General features: G+C 63.7%; 17 protein-coding genes. 11 read left to right on the top strand and 6 right to left on the bottom strand.

Translation table 11 applies throughout. The features are described 5' to 3' along the window. Nucleotides 1-20 precede the first annotated feature (20 nt). From R6G97_RS01360 to R6G97_RS01370, 3 genes are all read left to right on the top strand, one after another. Nucleotides 21-329: a hypothetical protein gene (locus R6G97_RS01360; protein ID WP_043213398.1), complete on the top strand. Its 309-nt coding sequence runs from the start codon at nt 21-23 to the stop codon at nt 327-329. 64 nt (nt 330-393) lie between these two features. Continuing rightward, nucleotides 394-639: a TIGR02647 family protein gene (locus R6G97_RS01365; protein ID WP_043213401.1), complete on the top strand. Its 246-nt coding sequence runs from the start codon at nt 394-396 to the stop codon at nt 637-639. 183 nt (nt 640-822) lie between these two features. After that, a complete protein-coding gene (locus tag R6G97_RS01370) occupies nt 823-3687 on the top strand; it encodes a class I adenylate cyclase (RefSeq protein ID WP_090344248.1) in 2865 nt (954 codons plus the stop codon). A 163-nt stretch (nt 3688-3850) separates the two neighbouring features. Here R6G97_RS01370 and rnk read toward each other — a convergent pair whose 3' ends face one another. The 3 genes from rnk to cyaY form a co-directional block, all read right to left on the bottom strand. Then, nucleotides 3851-4261, bottom strand: a complete 411-nt coding sequence (rnk, locus tag R6G97_RS01375; RefSeq protein ID WP_043213405.1) for a nucleoside diphosphate kinase regulator — start codon at nt 4259-4261, stop codon at nt 3851-3853. Nucleotides 4262-4394: 133 nt separating this feature from the next. Then, nucleotides 4395-4616 (bottom strand): DUF1289 domain-containing protein, encoded by a 222-nt coding sequence (locus R6G97_RS01380; RefSeq protein ID WP_043213407.1) that lies wholly within the window; start codon nt 4614-4616, stop codon nt 4395-4397. After that, nucleotides 4617-4949 carry an iron donor protein CyaY gene (gene cyaY / locus R6G97_RS01385; RefSeq protein ID WP_043213409.1) on the bottom strand — a complete coding sequence of 111 codons (333 nt, stop codon included), beginning with the start codon at nt 4947-4949 and terminating at the stop codon, nt 4617-4619. A gap of 277 nt (nt 4950-5226) precedes the next feature. Here cyaY and lptM point away from each other — a divergent pair, with 277 nt between their 5' ends. Genes lptM through R6G97_RS01415 form a run of 6 tightly spaced genes read left to right on the top strand, consistent with a single transcriptional unit; the run spans nt 5227 to nt 9852 of the window. After that, nucleotides 5227-5445 carry an LPS translocon maturation chaperone LptM gene (gene lptM, locus R6G97_RS01390; protein WP_052352483.1) on the top strand — a complete coding sequence of 73 codons (219 nt, stop codon included), beginning with the start codon at nt 5227-5229 and terminating at the stop codon, nt 5443-5445. A gap of 9 nt (nt 5446-5454) precedes the next feature. After that, nucleotides 5455-6702 (top strand): diaminopimelate decarboxylase, encoded by a 1248-nt coding sequence (lysA, locus tag R6G97_RS01395; protein ID WP_070572091.1) that lies wholly within the window; start codon nt 5455-5457, stop codon nt 6700-6702. A gap of 4 nt (nt 6703-6706) precedes the next feature. Further along, on the top strand, nt 6707-7537 hold the full coding sequence (gene dapF, locus R6G97_RS01400) for a diaminopimelate epimerase (RefSeq protein ID WP_043213413.1): 831 nt from the start codon (nt 6707-6709) through the stop codon (nt 7535-7537). Nucleotides 7538-7550: 13 nt separating this feature from the next. Beyond that, on the top strand, nt 7551-8261 hold the full coding sequence (locus R6G97_RS01405; protein WP_043213416.1) for a DUF484 family protein: 711 nt from the start codon (nt 7551-7553) through the stop codon (nt 8259-8261). Then, the gene (gene xerC, locus R6G97_RS01410; protein WP_102081141.1) at nt 8261-9160 is read left to right on the top strand and encodes a tyrosine recombinase XerC; all 900 of its coding nucleotides are present in this window, start codon (nt 8261-8263) and stop codon (nt 9158-9160) included. Before R6G97_RS01405 ends, xerC begins: the two co-directional genes overlap by 1 nt. Then, nucleotides 9157-9852: an HAD family hydrolase gene (locus R6G97_RS01415; RefSeq protein ID WP_043213427.1), complete on the top strand. Its 696-nt coding sequence runs from the start codon at nt 9157-9159 to the stop codon at nt 9850-9852. Before xerC ends, R6G97_RS01415 begins: the two co-directional genes overlap by 4 nt. Before the next feature lie 85 nt (nt 9853-9937). On the opposite strand, the gene sutA is transcribed toward R6G97_RS01415, so the two are convergent. The 3 genes from sutA to glnK form a co-directional block, all read right to left on the bottom strand. Next, nucleotides 9938-10264 carry a transcriptional regulator SutA gene (gene sutA, locus R6G97_RS01420; protein WP_043213429.1) on the bottom strand — a complete coding sequence of 109 codons (327 nt, stop codon included), beginning with the start codon at nt 10262-10264 and terminating at the stop codon, nt 9938-9940. A 457-nt stretch (nt 10265-10721) separates the two neighbouring features. Next, nucleotides 10722-12053, bottom strand: a complete 1332-nt coding sequence (locus tag R6G97_RS01425; protein WP_043213430.1) for an ammonium transporter — start codon at nt 12051-12053, stop codon at nt 10722-10724. A gap of 42 nt (nt 12054-12095) precedes the next feature. Further along, nucleotides 12096-12434: a P-II family nitrogen regulator gene (gene glnK, locus R6G97_RS01430; RefSeq protein ID WP_002555808.1), complete on the bottom strand. Its 339-nt coding sequence runs from the start codon at nt 12432-12434 to the stop codon at nt 12096-12098. Between the two features lie 387 nt (nt 12435-12821). On the opposite strand from glnK, the gene R6G97_RS01435 reads away from it, so the two are divergent. Then, complete coding sequence (locus R6G97_RS01435; protein ID WP_043213432.1) at nt 12822-13085, top strand: accessory factor UbiK family protein; 264 nt, start codon at nt 12822-12824, stop codon at nt 13083-13085. Between the two features lie 180 nt (nt 13086-13265). Further along, the gene (locus R6G97_RS01440) at nt 13266-14753 is read left to right on the top strand and encodes a YifB family Mg chelatase-like AAA ATPase (protein WP_317847721.1); all 1488 of its coding nucleotides are present in this window, start codon (nt 13266-13268) and stop codon (nt 14751-14753) included. The last annotated feature ends 59 nt before the right edge of the window (nt 14754-14812 follow it).

The raw sequence follows: 14812 nt of genomic DNA on the forward strand, positions 1-14812 counted from the left end.
CCCACTCCAGGAGCACTGCCATGAGCGAGCCCAGCGACATCGACAACAACGAAGAGGAAGCCTTCGTAGAGGCAACCCTGACCCAGGCCATCGAGAACCAGATCGAAAGCGGCGAGCCGCCGGCAGCCAAGGCCACATTCAACAAACTGACCCTGGTCGGCTACGAACGCGAGGACATCCTCAACCTCATGGCCCATGTCCTGGCCATCGAGATCGACGCCATGCTCGACGAGGACCGCCCCTTCAATGGCGAGTGGTACGAGAACGCCTTGCGCGCCTTGCCCGAGCTGCCACCTGAAGCAGATCAAGGCGACGACGACGAAGCCTGACTACACTCCAGGATCAGGCACCGATCACGGTGCCTCCGTCCTTGTCTGGAAGTCAGGAGTCCCCATGTCCTTTACCCCCGAACTGATCGCTGAACTGGAAGTCCTCGCCCTGTTCAACCTGGATTCCCACCAGGAAGGCATCAAGGTCCACAGCAACGCTGCCCCTGCCCTGGTGGCCGCAGCCCGCCGCCTGTACGACAAGCAACTCACCGACCAGCCCGATGGTGGCTACCTGACCAGCCTGGGGCTGGATGCCGCCCAGAGCGTTCAGCAAGTGCTGACCATCCTCAAGGCCGCGCAGCCAGCCTGAGTCTTTCGCCGCCGTTACGTACAGCCCAATCCGCCCGACATGTCTGTCGGGACGGGTTTGGTTGTGAATGCGGCCTGCAATGACGGGGAAATGACGCCAAAAAACCCGTTTTTTTGCTTATCCGACCCCATCACTCAGGCTAAACTCGCCGGTGCTTCCCCTGGCCGTGTCCTTGAGTGTGCAATGAACAGCCCCCACGAAATCCGCCCCGACCTCGAGCAAGGCATCGACCGCAAGGAACTGGCGAAACTGCGTGCGCGCTTTCTGCACCTGAACCAAGGCCGCCTGGAGCGTGCGCGGGAAGGGCTCTCCACCCGCCAGCAACAGGTGCTGACCGCACTGCCCCTGCTGTTTCACGTCAACCACCCCGTGCTCCCAGGTTATGTCTCGGGCACGACGCCAGCGGGTGTCTCGGGCTTCGAGCCTGGCCCCGATCTGCTGGCCGAAGCCCAGCGCCTGGCCCGCTCCTTCACCTACAAACCCCGCCACGGCACGGCGCCGCAGCCGATCCACGGGCTTTTTCTGATGGGCAGCCTGGGCACGCTGGCCCAGGCCGAGCAGAGCGACATGGACCTGTGGGTATGTCACGCCCCAGGGTTACAGGAAGACGAACTGGCCGAACTGCGGCGTAAATGCCAGCTTCTGGAAACCTGGGCCGCCAGCCAGGGCGCCGAGGCGCATTTCTTCCTCATCGAGCCCCAGGGGTTCGTCCAGGGCGAGCGCAATGGAGAGCTCAGCTCCGACGACTGCGGGACTACCCAGCATTACCTGCTGCTCGATGAGTTCTACCGCACCGCGATCTGGCTGGCCGGGCGCACACCACTGTGGTGGCTGGTGCCCGTGTACGAGGAACACAACTACCGGGCCTACACCCAGACCCTGCTGTCCAAACGGTTCATCCGCGCCGAGGACGACCTGGACCTCGGTCACCTGGCGCATATCCCGCCCGGAGAATTCGTCGGCGCCGGCTTGTGGCAGTTGTTCAAGGGGATCGACTCGCCCTACAAGTCATTGCTCAAACTGTTGCTCACCGAGGTCTATGCCAGCGAACACCCCGATGTGCGCTGCCTGAGCCTGGAATACAAGCAGGCGGTGTTCGCCAACCAGCTGGACCTCGACGCGCTGGACCCCTACGTGATGGTCTACCGGCGCATCGAGCAGTACCTGCAACAACGGGGTGAGTCCACCCGCCTGGAGCTGGTACGTCGTAGCCTGTACCTGAAAGTGAACAAGAAACTCAGCGAGCTCGGCCGCTCCCGCGCCAGCGGCTGGCAACGCCAGTTGCTCGCGCGTCTGACCAATGAGTGGGGCTGGGACGAACGCCAACTGGCCATGCTCGATACCCGTAGCCAATGGAAGGTACGCCAGGTAGCCGCGGAACGCCGTGAGCTGGTAGCCGAGCTCAACCACAGCTATCGCTTCCTCACCCAGTTCGCCCGCGACCAGAGCGCCAGCAGTCGTGCCGACCAACGCGACCTCAATGTGCTGGGTCGACGGCTATATGCGGCCTTCGAGCGCCGGGCCGGCAAGATCGAGGTGATCAACCCGGGTATCGCGCCGGACCTGGCCGAAGACACCCTGACCCTGGTCCAGTCGCCCAACCGCAAGGAGCCGGGCACCACCCATTGGGGCCTGTACAACGGCAACCTGGGCGTACACGAATGGGAGCACTTCAGCCCACTCAAGCGTTGCCGCGAGCTGCTAGAGCTGCTCACCTGGGCCCATCGCAATGGCGTGATCGACAACACCACGCGCCTGGCCTTGCACCCCGGCGACAGCGACCTGACCGACTTTGAGCTGTTCAATCTGCTGGGCAGCTTGCAACAGAGCATCCCGCTGCCACTGGGGACGGTCAGCGAAGTCCGCCTGCTGCAACCGAGCGTGGCCGATGAGGTCCTGCTGCTGGTCAACGTCGGCGTCGATCCGCTGCGTCATCATCGCGATCTGAACATCCTGATGACCACCGAACGCACCGACTCGCTGAGCTACGCCGGGGTGCGCGAAAACCTCGTCCTGACGCTCGATCAGGTCACCCTCAACAGTTGGAACGAGGTGCTGGTCCAGCGCTACGACGGCGAACACGCGCTGGTGCGCTGCCTGCGCGACTTCCTCAACAGCCTCGGCCAGCGCAATCAACGCCCCCGGCTACGGGTGCGCTGCTTCTGTCGCAATCGCGCCCAGGCCATCGCCCTGCGGGTCGAGGAAATCTTCGACACCGCTCAATTGCTGCTCGAGCAGAGGCTCAACCATCGCTACCTGCTGCAGGTGGCGCAGCACACCCACGTACTGGAACTGCAACCTGGACAAGTCACCCTGACCACCCTGCCCGATCATGACGCGGTACTGGGTTGTCTGGGCGAGGAGCGCGGCCAGTACAGCCCTCTGCACCTGGATGCCAACGCCTTGCAGGACCATGACCTGCCGCTGGTGCTGGAACAGGGCCGCCGCGATTGCCTGCAGGTGTTCTATCGCCTGCTGGAGGGGTGGGCCGACCTGTACGTGCTGGATGAATACAACGCCCTGTGGCATCAACGCCTACCGTTGCAGGACGAGGCACACTTGTTGCTGCCGCTGCAACGCTTCCTGCGCTCGGTCGTGGTGCGACACGATGCGCAGCTGCCGCTGGACAGCCTGCAGCAGGCGTCGCTGGAAATCCTTTACTACCAGTTGCTGCCATCAGGCCCTGGCAAGGCGCGCAGCCTCGAGCCACGGCCGTCACCGCGCGAAGGCATCGGCCAGCCCTACTACGAGGTTCAGGCGATCCTGCAGGCCGGGGCGGCAGACGAGATGCACATCACGCTCTATTGCAACCAACAGGAGTTCTCCGAGCTGGAGCATGGCGACCAGCTGTACGCCGTGGTCGCTCGGCAGATCCTGGGGCAACGCCGTGGCGCGGGCAGCTATCGGTGCTACATCACCGACCTGGACTTGTCCGAACTGCTAGGTGACGACCAAGGCTCCACCGCGCTTTATCTGCGCTACAAAACCGAGTTGGAGCGGGCGCTCAACGATGGCCTGGAGCAGTTGCAGGCGACCTTGGAGCCTTGATGCCTCCAGGGCGCGGACCGGGCCAAGAGCCTGGCGGTGGCACTTGCGTAGTATCGCGGGTGGACCCCGCTCCCACAGGGCCGACGTAGATCCTTGCGAGAGCGGGTCTACCCGCGAAAGTACCCGATCAGACAATGCAAGACGGTGAGCCCATCTGTGTGTCTCAGAGGTCGTAGTCGCCCGCAGCTTCCGGCTGGTACTCAACGGCCAGCAGCTTGAGCTTGAGCGTCTTGCCGCCCGGGGCTGGCCAGTCGATCTGGTCCCCGACCGACAGCCCCAGCAACGCACAACCGATCGGCGCCAAGATCGAGACGTTGCCTTCGGGGCCGGCATCCTTCGGGTAGACCAGGGTCAGGTGATAGTCCTTGCCACTGGCTTCCTCGCGGCAGTGCACACGCGAGTTCATGGTCACCACACCGGCCGGGACGTCCTCGTGACCGACCACCTGATCGGCGCGGTCCAGCTCGTCCTGAAGGGCGAGCACACCCGGCGTACTTTCGTCGAGGCTGTCGATCAGGCGCTCGAGACGCTGTACGTCCAATCGGGTGAGGATGAGGGAAGGCTTGGTGCTCATGATCCAGTCAGACTCCTTTTTAACAGGCAGATAAAGCAAAACCCCGCCCAAGGGCGGGGTTTGTGAATGCTTTTGACGTCATCGACGCAAGCCCGACACTACCACAGCCGGACAAATACTCAAGCCCGGACCGTCAATGGCCGATGTGCTGCCCTCGCAGGGCCTGGGCTTCACGGCAGATCTGCCGGCGCCGTTCGTCGTCGGCCGAACGCCATTCGCGGATGTGCTCGACATGACGGAAACACCCGGTACAGACCCGGCGCTCGTCGAGCCGACACACGCTGATGCAAGGCGACGGCACCGCCGGGCTGACGTTACTGTAAAGCGGCTTGGGTGGCCGAGGCTGGTCGCTCATTCAGATCTCGTCGAAGTCCAGCTTCTCGCCGGCTCGCTCCCAGACGATACGCTCGAGCATCTCGCCCAGCAGCTCTTCGCTCTTCTCGCAGACCCACTTGCCGCTCTCTTCGTCGTAGTCGAAGTGGAATCCCCCGGAACGGTCGGCCAGCCAAAGCTGGCGCAGCGGCTCCTGGCGGCTGAAGATCAGCTGGCTGCCGCTGTCGAACTTGATGGTGAGCACCCCGGCGGAGTTCTCCATGTCCACGTCCAGGCCGCTCTCATCGAACAGGTCTTCCAGGGCCTGTTGGGTCGCGTCGACCAGATCGTGGAAACGCGCTTCGCTCAAACTCATTGCAGGTACCTCGAAATTGGCTGCTTACGGCAAGCCGGGCAAGATACGGGCGACTTGCCGGGAATGCAAAGCATCAAGCTATAAGCTTCGCGCTATAAGCTTCAAGCTTCGAGCGGGAAGCTGCAAGCGGCGGAAAAAAAGCTGAGCCTGCGTCGAACCGTACGTCCTTGTCAGTGAAGCTTGATCGGGCCGCCAGGCGGACCGGTCCTTGCATAGGCAATCCGGCAGGCGCTCGGTATACTCGGGCGCAATACTGCATATTTCAAAGGATTCGCCAATGAAGCGCCTGATTTCCTCCCTCGCGGCGCTGGTCGCGGTTGCCTGCCTCGTTTCGGCCTGCGGTCAGAAAGGCCCTCTGTACCTGCCGGAAGACGGCAAGGACGGCAAGGACGCCCGTAAATCGCACCAGCATCAAGCGGTCCAGCCGGCCCAACCGGCCGAGACGCTCGAGCCTGCCGAACCCGCCCAGCCAGAGTCGCAGCCCGCGCAGTACTAAGGAAATCCAATGGACGCTTTCAACTACCGCGACGGCGAGCTGTTCGCGGAAGGCGTGGCCCTGTCGGCCATCGCCGAACGTTTCGGCACCCCGACCTACGTGTACTCGCGCGCCCACATCGAGGCCCAGTACCGCAGCTACACCGATGCCCTGCAAGGCACCGAGCACTTGGTCTGCTTCGCGGTCAAGGCCAACTCCAACCTGGGCGTGCTGAACGTCCTGGCGCGCCTGGGTGCAGGCTTCGACATCGTTTCCGGCGGTGAATTGGAGCGTGTGCTAGCCGCTGGCGGACGCGCCGATCGGGTGGTGTTCTCCGGTGTCGGCAAAACCCGTGACGACATGCGTCGCGCGCTGGAAGTCGGCGTGCACTGCTTCAACGTCGAATCCACCGAAGAGCTCGAGCGCCTGCAAGTGGTGGCGGCCGAGATGGGCAAGGTCGCCCCGGTCTCGCTACGCGTGAACCCGGATGTCGATGCCGGCACCCACCCGTACATCTCCACAGGTCTCAAGGAAAACAAGTTCGGCATCGCCATCGCCGACGCCGAAGCCATTTACGTGCGCGCCGCGCAACTGCCCAACCTGGAAGTGGTGGGCGTGGACTGCCACATCGGCTCGCAGCTGACCACCGTCGAGCCCTTCCTCGATGCCCTGGACCGCCTGCTGGTGTTGGTCGACCGCCTGGCCGAGTGCGGTATCCACCTGCGTCACCTGGACCTGGGCGGTGGTGTCGGCGTTCGCTACCGCGACGAAGAGCCACCGCTGGTATCGGACTACATCCAGGCCATCCGCGAGCGCGTCGGCGAACGTGACCTGGCCCTGGTGTTCGAGCCGGGCCGTTACATCGTCGCCAATGCCGGTGTCCTGCTGACCCGCGTCGAGTACCTCAAGCACACCGAACACAAGGACTTCGCCATCATCGATGGAGCGATGAACGACCTGATCCGCCCGGCCCTGTACCAGGCCTGGATGGGCGTCAGCGCGGTCAAGCCGCGTGCCGGCGAAGGCCGCACCTATGACCTGGTCGGTCCGATCTGCGAAACCGGCGACTTCCTGGCCAAGGACCGCGTACTGAACCTGGCCGAAGGCGATCTGCTGGCCGTTCAGTCCGCCGGCGCCTATGGTTTTGTCATGAGCTCGAACTACAACACCCGTGGCCGCTGCGCCGAAGTGCTGGTCGATGGCAACGAGGCTTTCGAAGTCCGTCGCCGGGAAACCATTGCCGAACTGTTCGCCGGCGAAAGCCTGCTGCCGGAGTGAAACCATGCTGCTGCGTTTCACCAAGATGCACGGGCTGGGCAACGACTTCATGGTCCTGGACCTGGTCAGCCAGCACGCGCACATCCAGCCCAAGCATGCCAAGCAGTGGGGTGACCGCAACACCGGCGTCGGCTTCGACCAGCTGCTGATCGTCGAGGCGCCGAACAACCCGGACGTGGACTTCCGCTATCGGATCTTCAATGCCGACGGTTCCGAGGTCGAGCAGTGCGGCAACGGTGCGCGCTGTTTCGCCCGCTTCGTGCTGGACAAGCGCTTGACCGCCAAGAAGCGCATCCGCGTGGAAACCAAAGGCGGCATCATCGAGCTGGACGTGCGCAACGACGGCCAGGTGTGTGTCGACATGGGCCCGCCGCGCTTCGCCCCGGCCGAGATACCCTTCATCGCCGATGAACAGGCCCTGAGCTATCCACTGGAAGTCGACGGCCAGGTCCATTCGATCGCTGCCGTGTCCATGGGCAATCCCCACTCAGTGCTGCGTGTCGACGACGTGAGAACGGCCCCGGTGCATGAGCTGGGCCCGAAAATCGAACACCATCCGCGCTTCCCGCAGCGGGTCAATGCCGGCTTCATCCAGGTCGTCGACCGCCACCACGCCAACCTGCGGGTCTGGGAGCGTGGCGCCGGCGAAACCCAGGCGTGCGGTACCGGGGCCTGTGCGGCCGCGGTAGCCGCCATCAGCCAAGGCTGGATGGATTCGCCGGTGAGCATCGACCTGCCGGGCGGCCGCCTGAACATCGAGTGGGCCGGCCCCGGCAAGTCCGTACTGATGACTGGCCCAGCCGTACGCGTGTATGAAGGACAGGTTCGTCTCTAATCGAGTAACCGCCATGACCGATCAGCCCCAGGTTGTACCCGAGCAGGCCCCCAGCCTCGATGCCGAGGCCGTGGTCGCCTACCTGCGCGCCCACCCGACCTTCTTCGCCGAACACGACGAGCTGCTGGTAGAGCAGCGCATCCCCCACCAGCGTGGCGACAGCGTGTCGCTGGTGGAGCGTCAGCTGAAGTTGCTGCGCGATCGCAACATCGAGATGCGTCATCGCCTCTCGCAATTGATGGATGTGGCCCGGGACAACGACCGGCTGTTCGACAAGACCCGTCGCCTGATCCTCGACCTGCTCGACGCGGGCAGCCTCGAGGAAGTGGTCATGGCCGTGGAGGACAGCCTGCGCCAGGAATTCCAGGTGCCTTTCGTCAGCCTGATCCTGTTCGGCGAAAGTGCAGCCCCTGTCGGCCGCTGGGCCAGCAACGGCGAAGCCCAACAGGCCATCGGCGCGCTGCTGGGCAGCGGCAAGACTGTCAGCGGCAACCTGCGCGAGCATGAGCTGGCGTTCCTGTTCGGCGAGGAGCAGCGCAAGGAAGTCGGCTCCAGCGCGGTCGCCGCGCTCGACTACCAAGGGCTGCACGGCGTACTGGCGATCGGCAGCCGCGACCCGCAGCACTACAAGAGCAGCGTCGGCACCCTGTTCCTGAGCTATATCGCCGAAGTGCTCGGCCGCGTCGTCCCGCGCTTCACCCAGACCCTGCGACCGGTGCGCTGATGGAACGCCAGTTGGAGGCTTATTGCGCTCATCTGCGCAATGAGCGCCAGATGTCCGAACATACCCAACTGGCTTACCGTCGCGACCTGCAGAAGGTCATCGAATTCTGCGCCGCCCAAGGCATCACCGACTGGAATGCCCTGCAGGTCCAGCAGTTGCGCCAGATGGTGGCGCGCCTGCACCAGCATGGCCAGTCCGCTCGAAGCCTGGCACGCCTGCTTTCGGCAGTGCGCGGGCTGTACCGATACCTGAACCGCGAAGATCTGTGTCAGCACAACCCGGCCAATGGCCTGGCCGCGCCCAAGGGCGAGCGCCGACTGCCCAAGGTCCTGGACACCGATCGAGCCTTGCAGTTGCTCGACGGCGGCGTGGACGATGACTTCATTGCCCGTCGCGACCAGGCGATTCTCGAGCTTTTCTACTCCTCCGGGCTACGCCTGTCTGAGCTGACCAACCTTGACCTGGACCAGCTGGATCTGACCGCCGGGCTGGTTCAGGTACAAGGCAAGGGCAACAAGGCCCGTGTGTTGCCGGTCGGGCGCAAGGCCCGCGAGGCCCTGCAGCAGTGGCTGAAGCTGCGCGGCATCAGCGCACCTCGGGACAACGCAGTGTTCCTGACCCGCCAAGGCACCCGCCTCGGCCAACGGGCGATCCAGATGCGGGTCAAGGCCGCGGGCGAGCGCGAGCTGGGCCAGCACCTGCATCCCCACATGCTTCGCCACTCTTTCGCCAGCCACCTGCTGGAGTCCTCCCAGGACCTGCGCGCAGTGCAGGAAATGCTTGGCCACGCCGACATCGGCACCACGCAGATCTACACCCACCTGGACTTCCAGCACCTGGCCGCGGTGTACGACAGCGCCCATCCTCGGGCCAAACGCAGCAAAGGCACAGACTCATGAGCATCAAGCTGATTACCTTCGACCTGGATGACACCCTGTGGGACACCGCACCGGTAATCGCCAGCGCCGAAATCGTCCTGCGCGACTGGCTCGCGGCCAATGCCCCGATCCTGGGCGGCGTGCCGGTCGAGCACCTGTTCGCCATCCGCGAGCGCCTGGTGCAGGCCGAACCCGGTCTCAAGCACCGCATCAGCGCCCTGCGCCGCCGTGTGCTGTTCCATGCGCTGGAAGAGGTCGGCTATAGCGAGAAACAAGCCTTGGAGCTGGCCAACGAAGGCTTCGAGGTGTTCCTGCACGCACGCCATCAGGTGGAGGTGTTCCCCGAAGTGCAACCTGTGCTGGAAATCCTGCGCCACCAGTACATGCTCGGCGTGGTCACCAACGGCAACGCCGACGTGCGTCGCCTGGGGCTGGCGGACTACTTCAGGTTTGCCTTGTGCGCCGAGGACCTGGGCATCGGCAAGCCGGACCCGGCACCGTTCATGGAAGCCCTGCGTCGGGGCGAGGTCCAGGCCGGTGCTGCAGTGCACATTGGCGACCATCCCGCTGACGATGTCGCGGGCGCCCAGCGCGCCGGGCTGCGGGCGGTGTGGTTCAATCCCCAAGGCAAGGCGTGGGTGGGCGAACGGGCACCGGATGCAGAAATCCAGCGGCTGTCGCAGTTGCCGGACGTTCTGTCGCGCTGGCGCTGAAAGGGGCGGTTTACCGCACAGCCCGACAAAACCCGCGCCCACAAAAAAGCCCGCAGCGACGGCGGGCTTTTTTGCGTTCAGCCACTCAGATAGGGCGGCTGCCGTACTTGTTGTCCGGCTTTTTGGGTGGATCGGCGACCACGTTGGCTTCGACCTCCTGAACCTTGCCACCACGCGCAAGGAACTCTTCCATGGCCTTGGCCAGCGCATCGCGCTCCTTCTGCTTGGCTTCCATGCTTGGCATCTCGTCCACCGAGACCGCCGCCTTGGATTTACCCTTGGCTACCGGTGCGGGGCTGTCGTCTTCGCCAGCGTCTTCCGCGCCGTCGTCGGCCGCAGCTTCAAGGCCCTCATCGGCCTCGTCTTCATCGCCTACTTCGAGGTCGTCATTTTCCAGATCGTCGTCGCTCATGTTCTACCTCATGACTTGCGAAAAGCAGGTTAGTTATAGACCAGTGGAGCCGTAGACCGGCAGCCACCAGTGAAAATTCAACTGGCCGTGGGTTGGCCACTGCCCGGGCGTCCCTCTCCTGATGTGGAGACTGTCGCCCAACAGGCTCTGCTCCTGGCAGAACCTGAAAAATCATCGAGCCATCGGCCGGAAAAAAGCGCCGGCAGCACCTGCTGGCCATGCGCTACTGGCAAGCCTAGCAAAGGGTGGAGAAGTGTGTGGACAGCTCATCGAACACCCTTCGGCGCGCATTCTAGCGCGCTCGTTGAAAAAGCAAAGCTCCCTGAACGCCCAGCGCGTTGTAAGTTTTAGGCCTGTGTCACGAACGTGCCGGGTAAACCGTTTGCTCTTCGCTAAACAGCGAATTCCAGGCAAAAAAATGCCCGGCGAACCGGGCAAGTTTTCCAGCGCGTCGCGGTTACAGGTTGTAGCCGCGCTCGTTGTGTTGAGCCAGATCGAGGCCGACCGACTCTTCTTCTTCGTTGACCCGCAGCCCCATCAACACGTCCAGCACCTTGAGGATCACGTAGGTGACGATGGCGGTGTAGACCACGGTGAACAGCACGCCCTTGGTCTGCACCCAGACCTGCGCGGCGATGTCGGTGACCGCGCCGAAGCCGCCCAGGGCAGGCGCCGCGAACACACCGGTGAGAATGGCGCCGACGATACCGCCGATGCCGTGCACACCGAAGGCGTCCAGGGAGTCGTCATAGCCCAGCTTGCGCTTGAGGCTGGTGGCGCAGAAGTAGCAGATCACGCCTGAAGCCAGGCCGATGATCAGCGCGCCCATCGGCCCCACGGTGCCTGCCGCCGGGGTGATGGCCACAAGGCCTGCGACCACACCGGAGGCGATGCCCAAGGCGCTGGGTTTGCCGTGGCCGATCCACTCGGCAAACATCCAGCCCAGCGCTGCGGCGGCGGTGGCGATCTGGGTGACCAGCATCGCCATGCCGGCGGTACCGTTGGCCGCGGCGGCGGAACCTGCGTTGAAACCGAACCAGCCGATCCACAGCATGGCCGCGCCCATCAGCGTATAGCCCAGGTTGTGCGGGGCCATCGGGGTGGTCGGGTAGCCTTTGCGCTTGCCCAACACCAGGCAGCAGACCAAGCCGGCGATACCGGCATTGATGTGCACCACGGTGCCACCGGCGAAGTCGAGTACGCCCCAATCCCACATCAGCGCGCCATCACCGCTCCAGACCATGTGCGCGATCGGCGCATAGACCAGGGTGAACCAGACACCCATGAACACCAGCATGGCCGAGAACTTCATGCGTTCGGCGAAGGCGCCGACGATCAGCGCCGGGGTGATGATGGCGAAAGTCATCTGGAACGTGATGAAGACTGCCTCGGGGAACAGCGCGGTGGCCGAGGTCAGGTTCTGAGGCGTGACGCCGCTCAAAAACGCCTTCGAGAAGCCGCCGACGAAGGAATAGAGATTGACCACGCCCTTTTCCATACCGGTGGTATCGAATGCCAGGCTGTAGCCGTAGACCACCCACAGAATGCTCATCAGCCCGGTAATGGCGAAGCATTGCATCATCACCGACAGCACGTTCTTGGAGCGGACCATGCCGCCATAGAACAAGGCCAGACCCGGAATGGTCATGAACAGCACCAGCGCCGTGGCAGTGAGCATCCAGGCGGTATCGCCGGAATTCAACGCCGGGGCAGCTTCCTCTGCCAAGGCCAGGCCGGGCATTACGAGGGACAATAGGGCTCCTAGCCCTGCGATCTTACGCAGAGTCATGTTGTTTTCTCCTGGGGCGTTGGGTTTGTGAGGCGGTGTTACTTAGATCGCGTCGGTATCGGTTTCGCCGGTACGGATGCGGATGGCCTGCTCCAGATTGACCACGAAGATCTTGCCGTCACCGATCTTGCCGGTGTTGGCGGCCTTGGTGATGGCTTCGATGACACGGTCAAGGTCCTTGTCGTCGATCGCGACGTCGATCTTCACCTTGGGCAGGAAATCGACCACGTACTCGGCACCGCGGTACAACTCGGTATGGCCTTTCTGCCGACCGAAGCCTTTTACTTCGGTCACGGTGATGCCCTGCACGCCGATTTCCGACAGCGACTCGCGCACGTCGTCCAGCTTGAACGGCTTGATGATGGCAGTGACTAGCTTCATGAAACTTCTCCCGATTTGGTGGACTTGCCCCAGGAAAACAAACCCGTCTCAAGTCTAAGCGCAGCGGTTGGCTTTGTAACCCGTCGTCGGAGCCCTCTCGCCAAAGTCGAGGGGCCGTTGGTTCCAGCCTCGCACTGCCTGGTCACAAGAACTGCATCAGTGCATGGCTCGAAATGGTCTTTGCAGAAACCTTGCCACTTCGAATAACCCGAGCAAAAACAGTCGATTACGCTCAGAGGCAGGCTTTGGCCAATCGCCAGCAGAGAAAACACGCACAACTTCGGTGCGTCGAACCGCTGCAGACTGCGCAAAAAATGTGCAGGGCAAACGCCATCCAGGTGCGTGCTACACTGCGCACCTCTCAACGATTCAAGCGGACAGCCCAACATGCTCGCGCCCAAAGCCTTTCTCGACGCCCTGAGCGACCAGGCCTCTCGCCTGTTCAGCGGCGACACCGCACAGCCACGCGCCGAACTGGAGAGCCAGTTCAAGGTCCTCATGCAGGGCGCCTTCAGTAAGCTGGACCTGGTCAGCCGGGATGAATTCGACAGCCAGATGGTAGTCCTGGCGCGCACTCGCGCACGCCTGGAAGCCCTGGAAAAGCAGGTGGCCGAGCTGGAAGCGCGGATCGCTCCGTCCGCTGAGCAATAACAGCCGCCCGCTTTCGCCGATGCCTGTTCTGCGGTGTTCTCATGAACACCGCTGTCCCTACAGGCCGTCGGTCACTCCCTGCAAAACCCCGACGCACTCTTTCGCAATCGCCCTTCCCCAGGCGCTCTATGCTTGCCCAACCGCAGGAAGCGGTTTTCCCCAAGCGACCACGGAGTGTCCATGTCCCTCGCCCTCGTCCACAGCCGCGCCCAGGTCGGCGTGCTGGCGCCTGCTGTCAGTGTCGAAACCCATCTGGCCAACGGCCTGCCCACCCTGACCCTGGTCGGTCTGCCCGAAGCCACGGTCAAGGAGAGCAAGGACCGCGTGCGCAGCGCCATCGTCAACTCCGGCCTGGACTACCCCGCCCGACGCATCACCCAGAACCTCGCCCCGGCCGATCTGCCCAAGGACGGCGGGCGTTACGATCTGGCCATCGCCTTGGGCATCCTGGCCGCCAATGGCCAGGTTCCGGTGGCGCCCCTGAGCGAAATCGAGTGCATCGGCGAGCTGGCGCTGTCGGGTGGATTGCGCCCAGTGCAAGGCGTGCTGCCTGCTGCACTGGCCGCGCGAGAGGCTGGGCGAGCCCTGGTGGTACCCAGGGAGAACGCCGAGGAAGCGAGCCTGGCGAATGGCTTGGTGGTCTACGCGGTGGGCCATCTGCTCGAGCTGGTGGCCCACCTCAACGGCCAGTGGCCCCTATCACCCTTTGCAGCCAACGGCCTGCTGCTGCGGGAGCGGCCCTACCCGGACCTCAGCGAGGTCCAGGGCCAGACTGCCGCCAAGCGTGCGCTGCTGGTGGCTGCGGCCGGTGCACACAATCTGCTTTTCACCGGACCGCCCGGCACGGGCAAGACCCTACTCGCCAGCCGCCTGCCCGGGTTGCTCCCGCCGCTGGATGAGCACGAGGCTCTGGAAGTGGCGGCAATCCAATCGGTCAGCGGTCATAAGCCGCTGGACTGCTGGCCCCAGCGCCCCTTCCGTCATCCTCATCACTCGGCGTCAGGCCCGGCCCTGGTGGGCGGTGGCAGTCGACCTCAACCGGGCGAGATCACCCTGGCGCATCATGGCATGTTGTTTCTGGACGAACTGCCGGAGTTCGAGCGACGCGTGCTCGAAGTGCTCCGCGAGCCGCTGGAGTCAGGGGAAATCGTGGTGGCCCGTGCCAAGGATCGCATACGCTTTCCTGCACGCTTTCAGCTGGTAGCGGCCATGAACCCCTGCCCTTGCGGTTACCTGGGTGATCCCACCGGGCGTTGCCGGTGCAGCACCGAGCAAATCCAGCGTTATCGCAACAAGCTGTCCGGCCCGCTGCTCGACCGGATCGATCTGCACCAGACCGTGGCCAGGGAAAGCACCGTACTGACCCACCAGCCCTGCGGCGAGTCCAGCGCCAGCGTCGCCCGCCTGGTGGCCGAGGCACGTGAGCTACAGCAGCGGCGCCAGGGCTGCGCCAATGCCTTTCTCGACCTCAACGGCCTGCGTCGCCACTGTGCGCTGGAAGCGGTCGACCAGGCCTGGTTGGAAAATGCCTGCGAGCGCCTGACTTTGTCCCTGCGGGCGGCCCATCGCCTGCTCAAGGTAGCCCGTACCTTGGCAGACCTTGAACAGAGAGAATGCATTGGGCGTGCGCACCTGGCCGAAGCGCTCCAGTATCGACCAAGCACCTGATCATCAGACAGCAACCGGTTCGCGGATAATCCGCTGCCCAAAGGTATCGATTCCGGAAC

Source organism: Pseudomonas sp. HTZ2 (assembly GCF_033173945.1).
GTDB classification, from domain to species: domain Bacteria; phylum Pseudomonadota; class Gammaproteobacteria; order Pseudomonadales; family Pseudomonadaceae; genus Aquipseudomonas; species Aquipseudomonas guariconensis.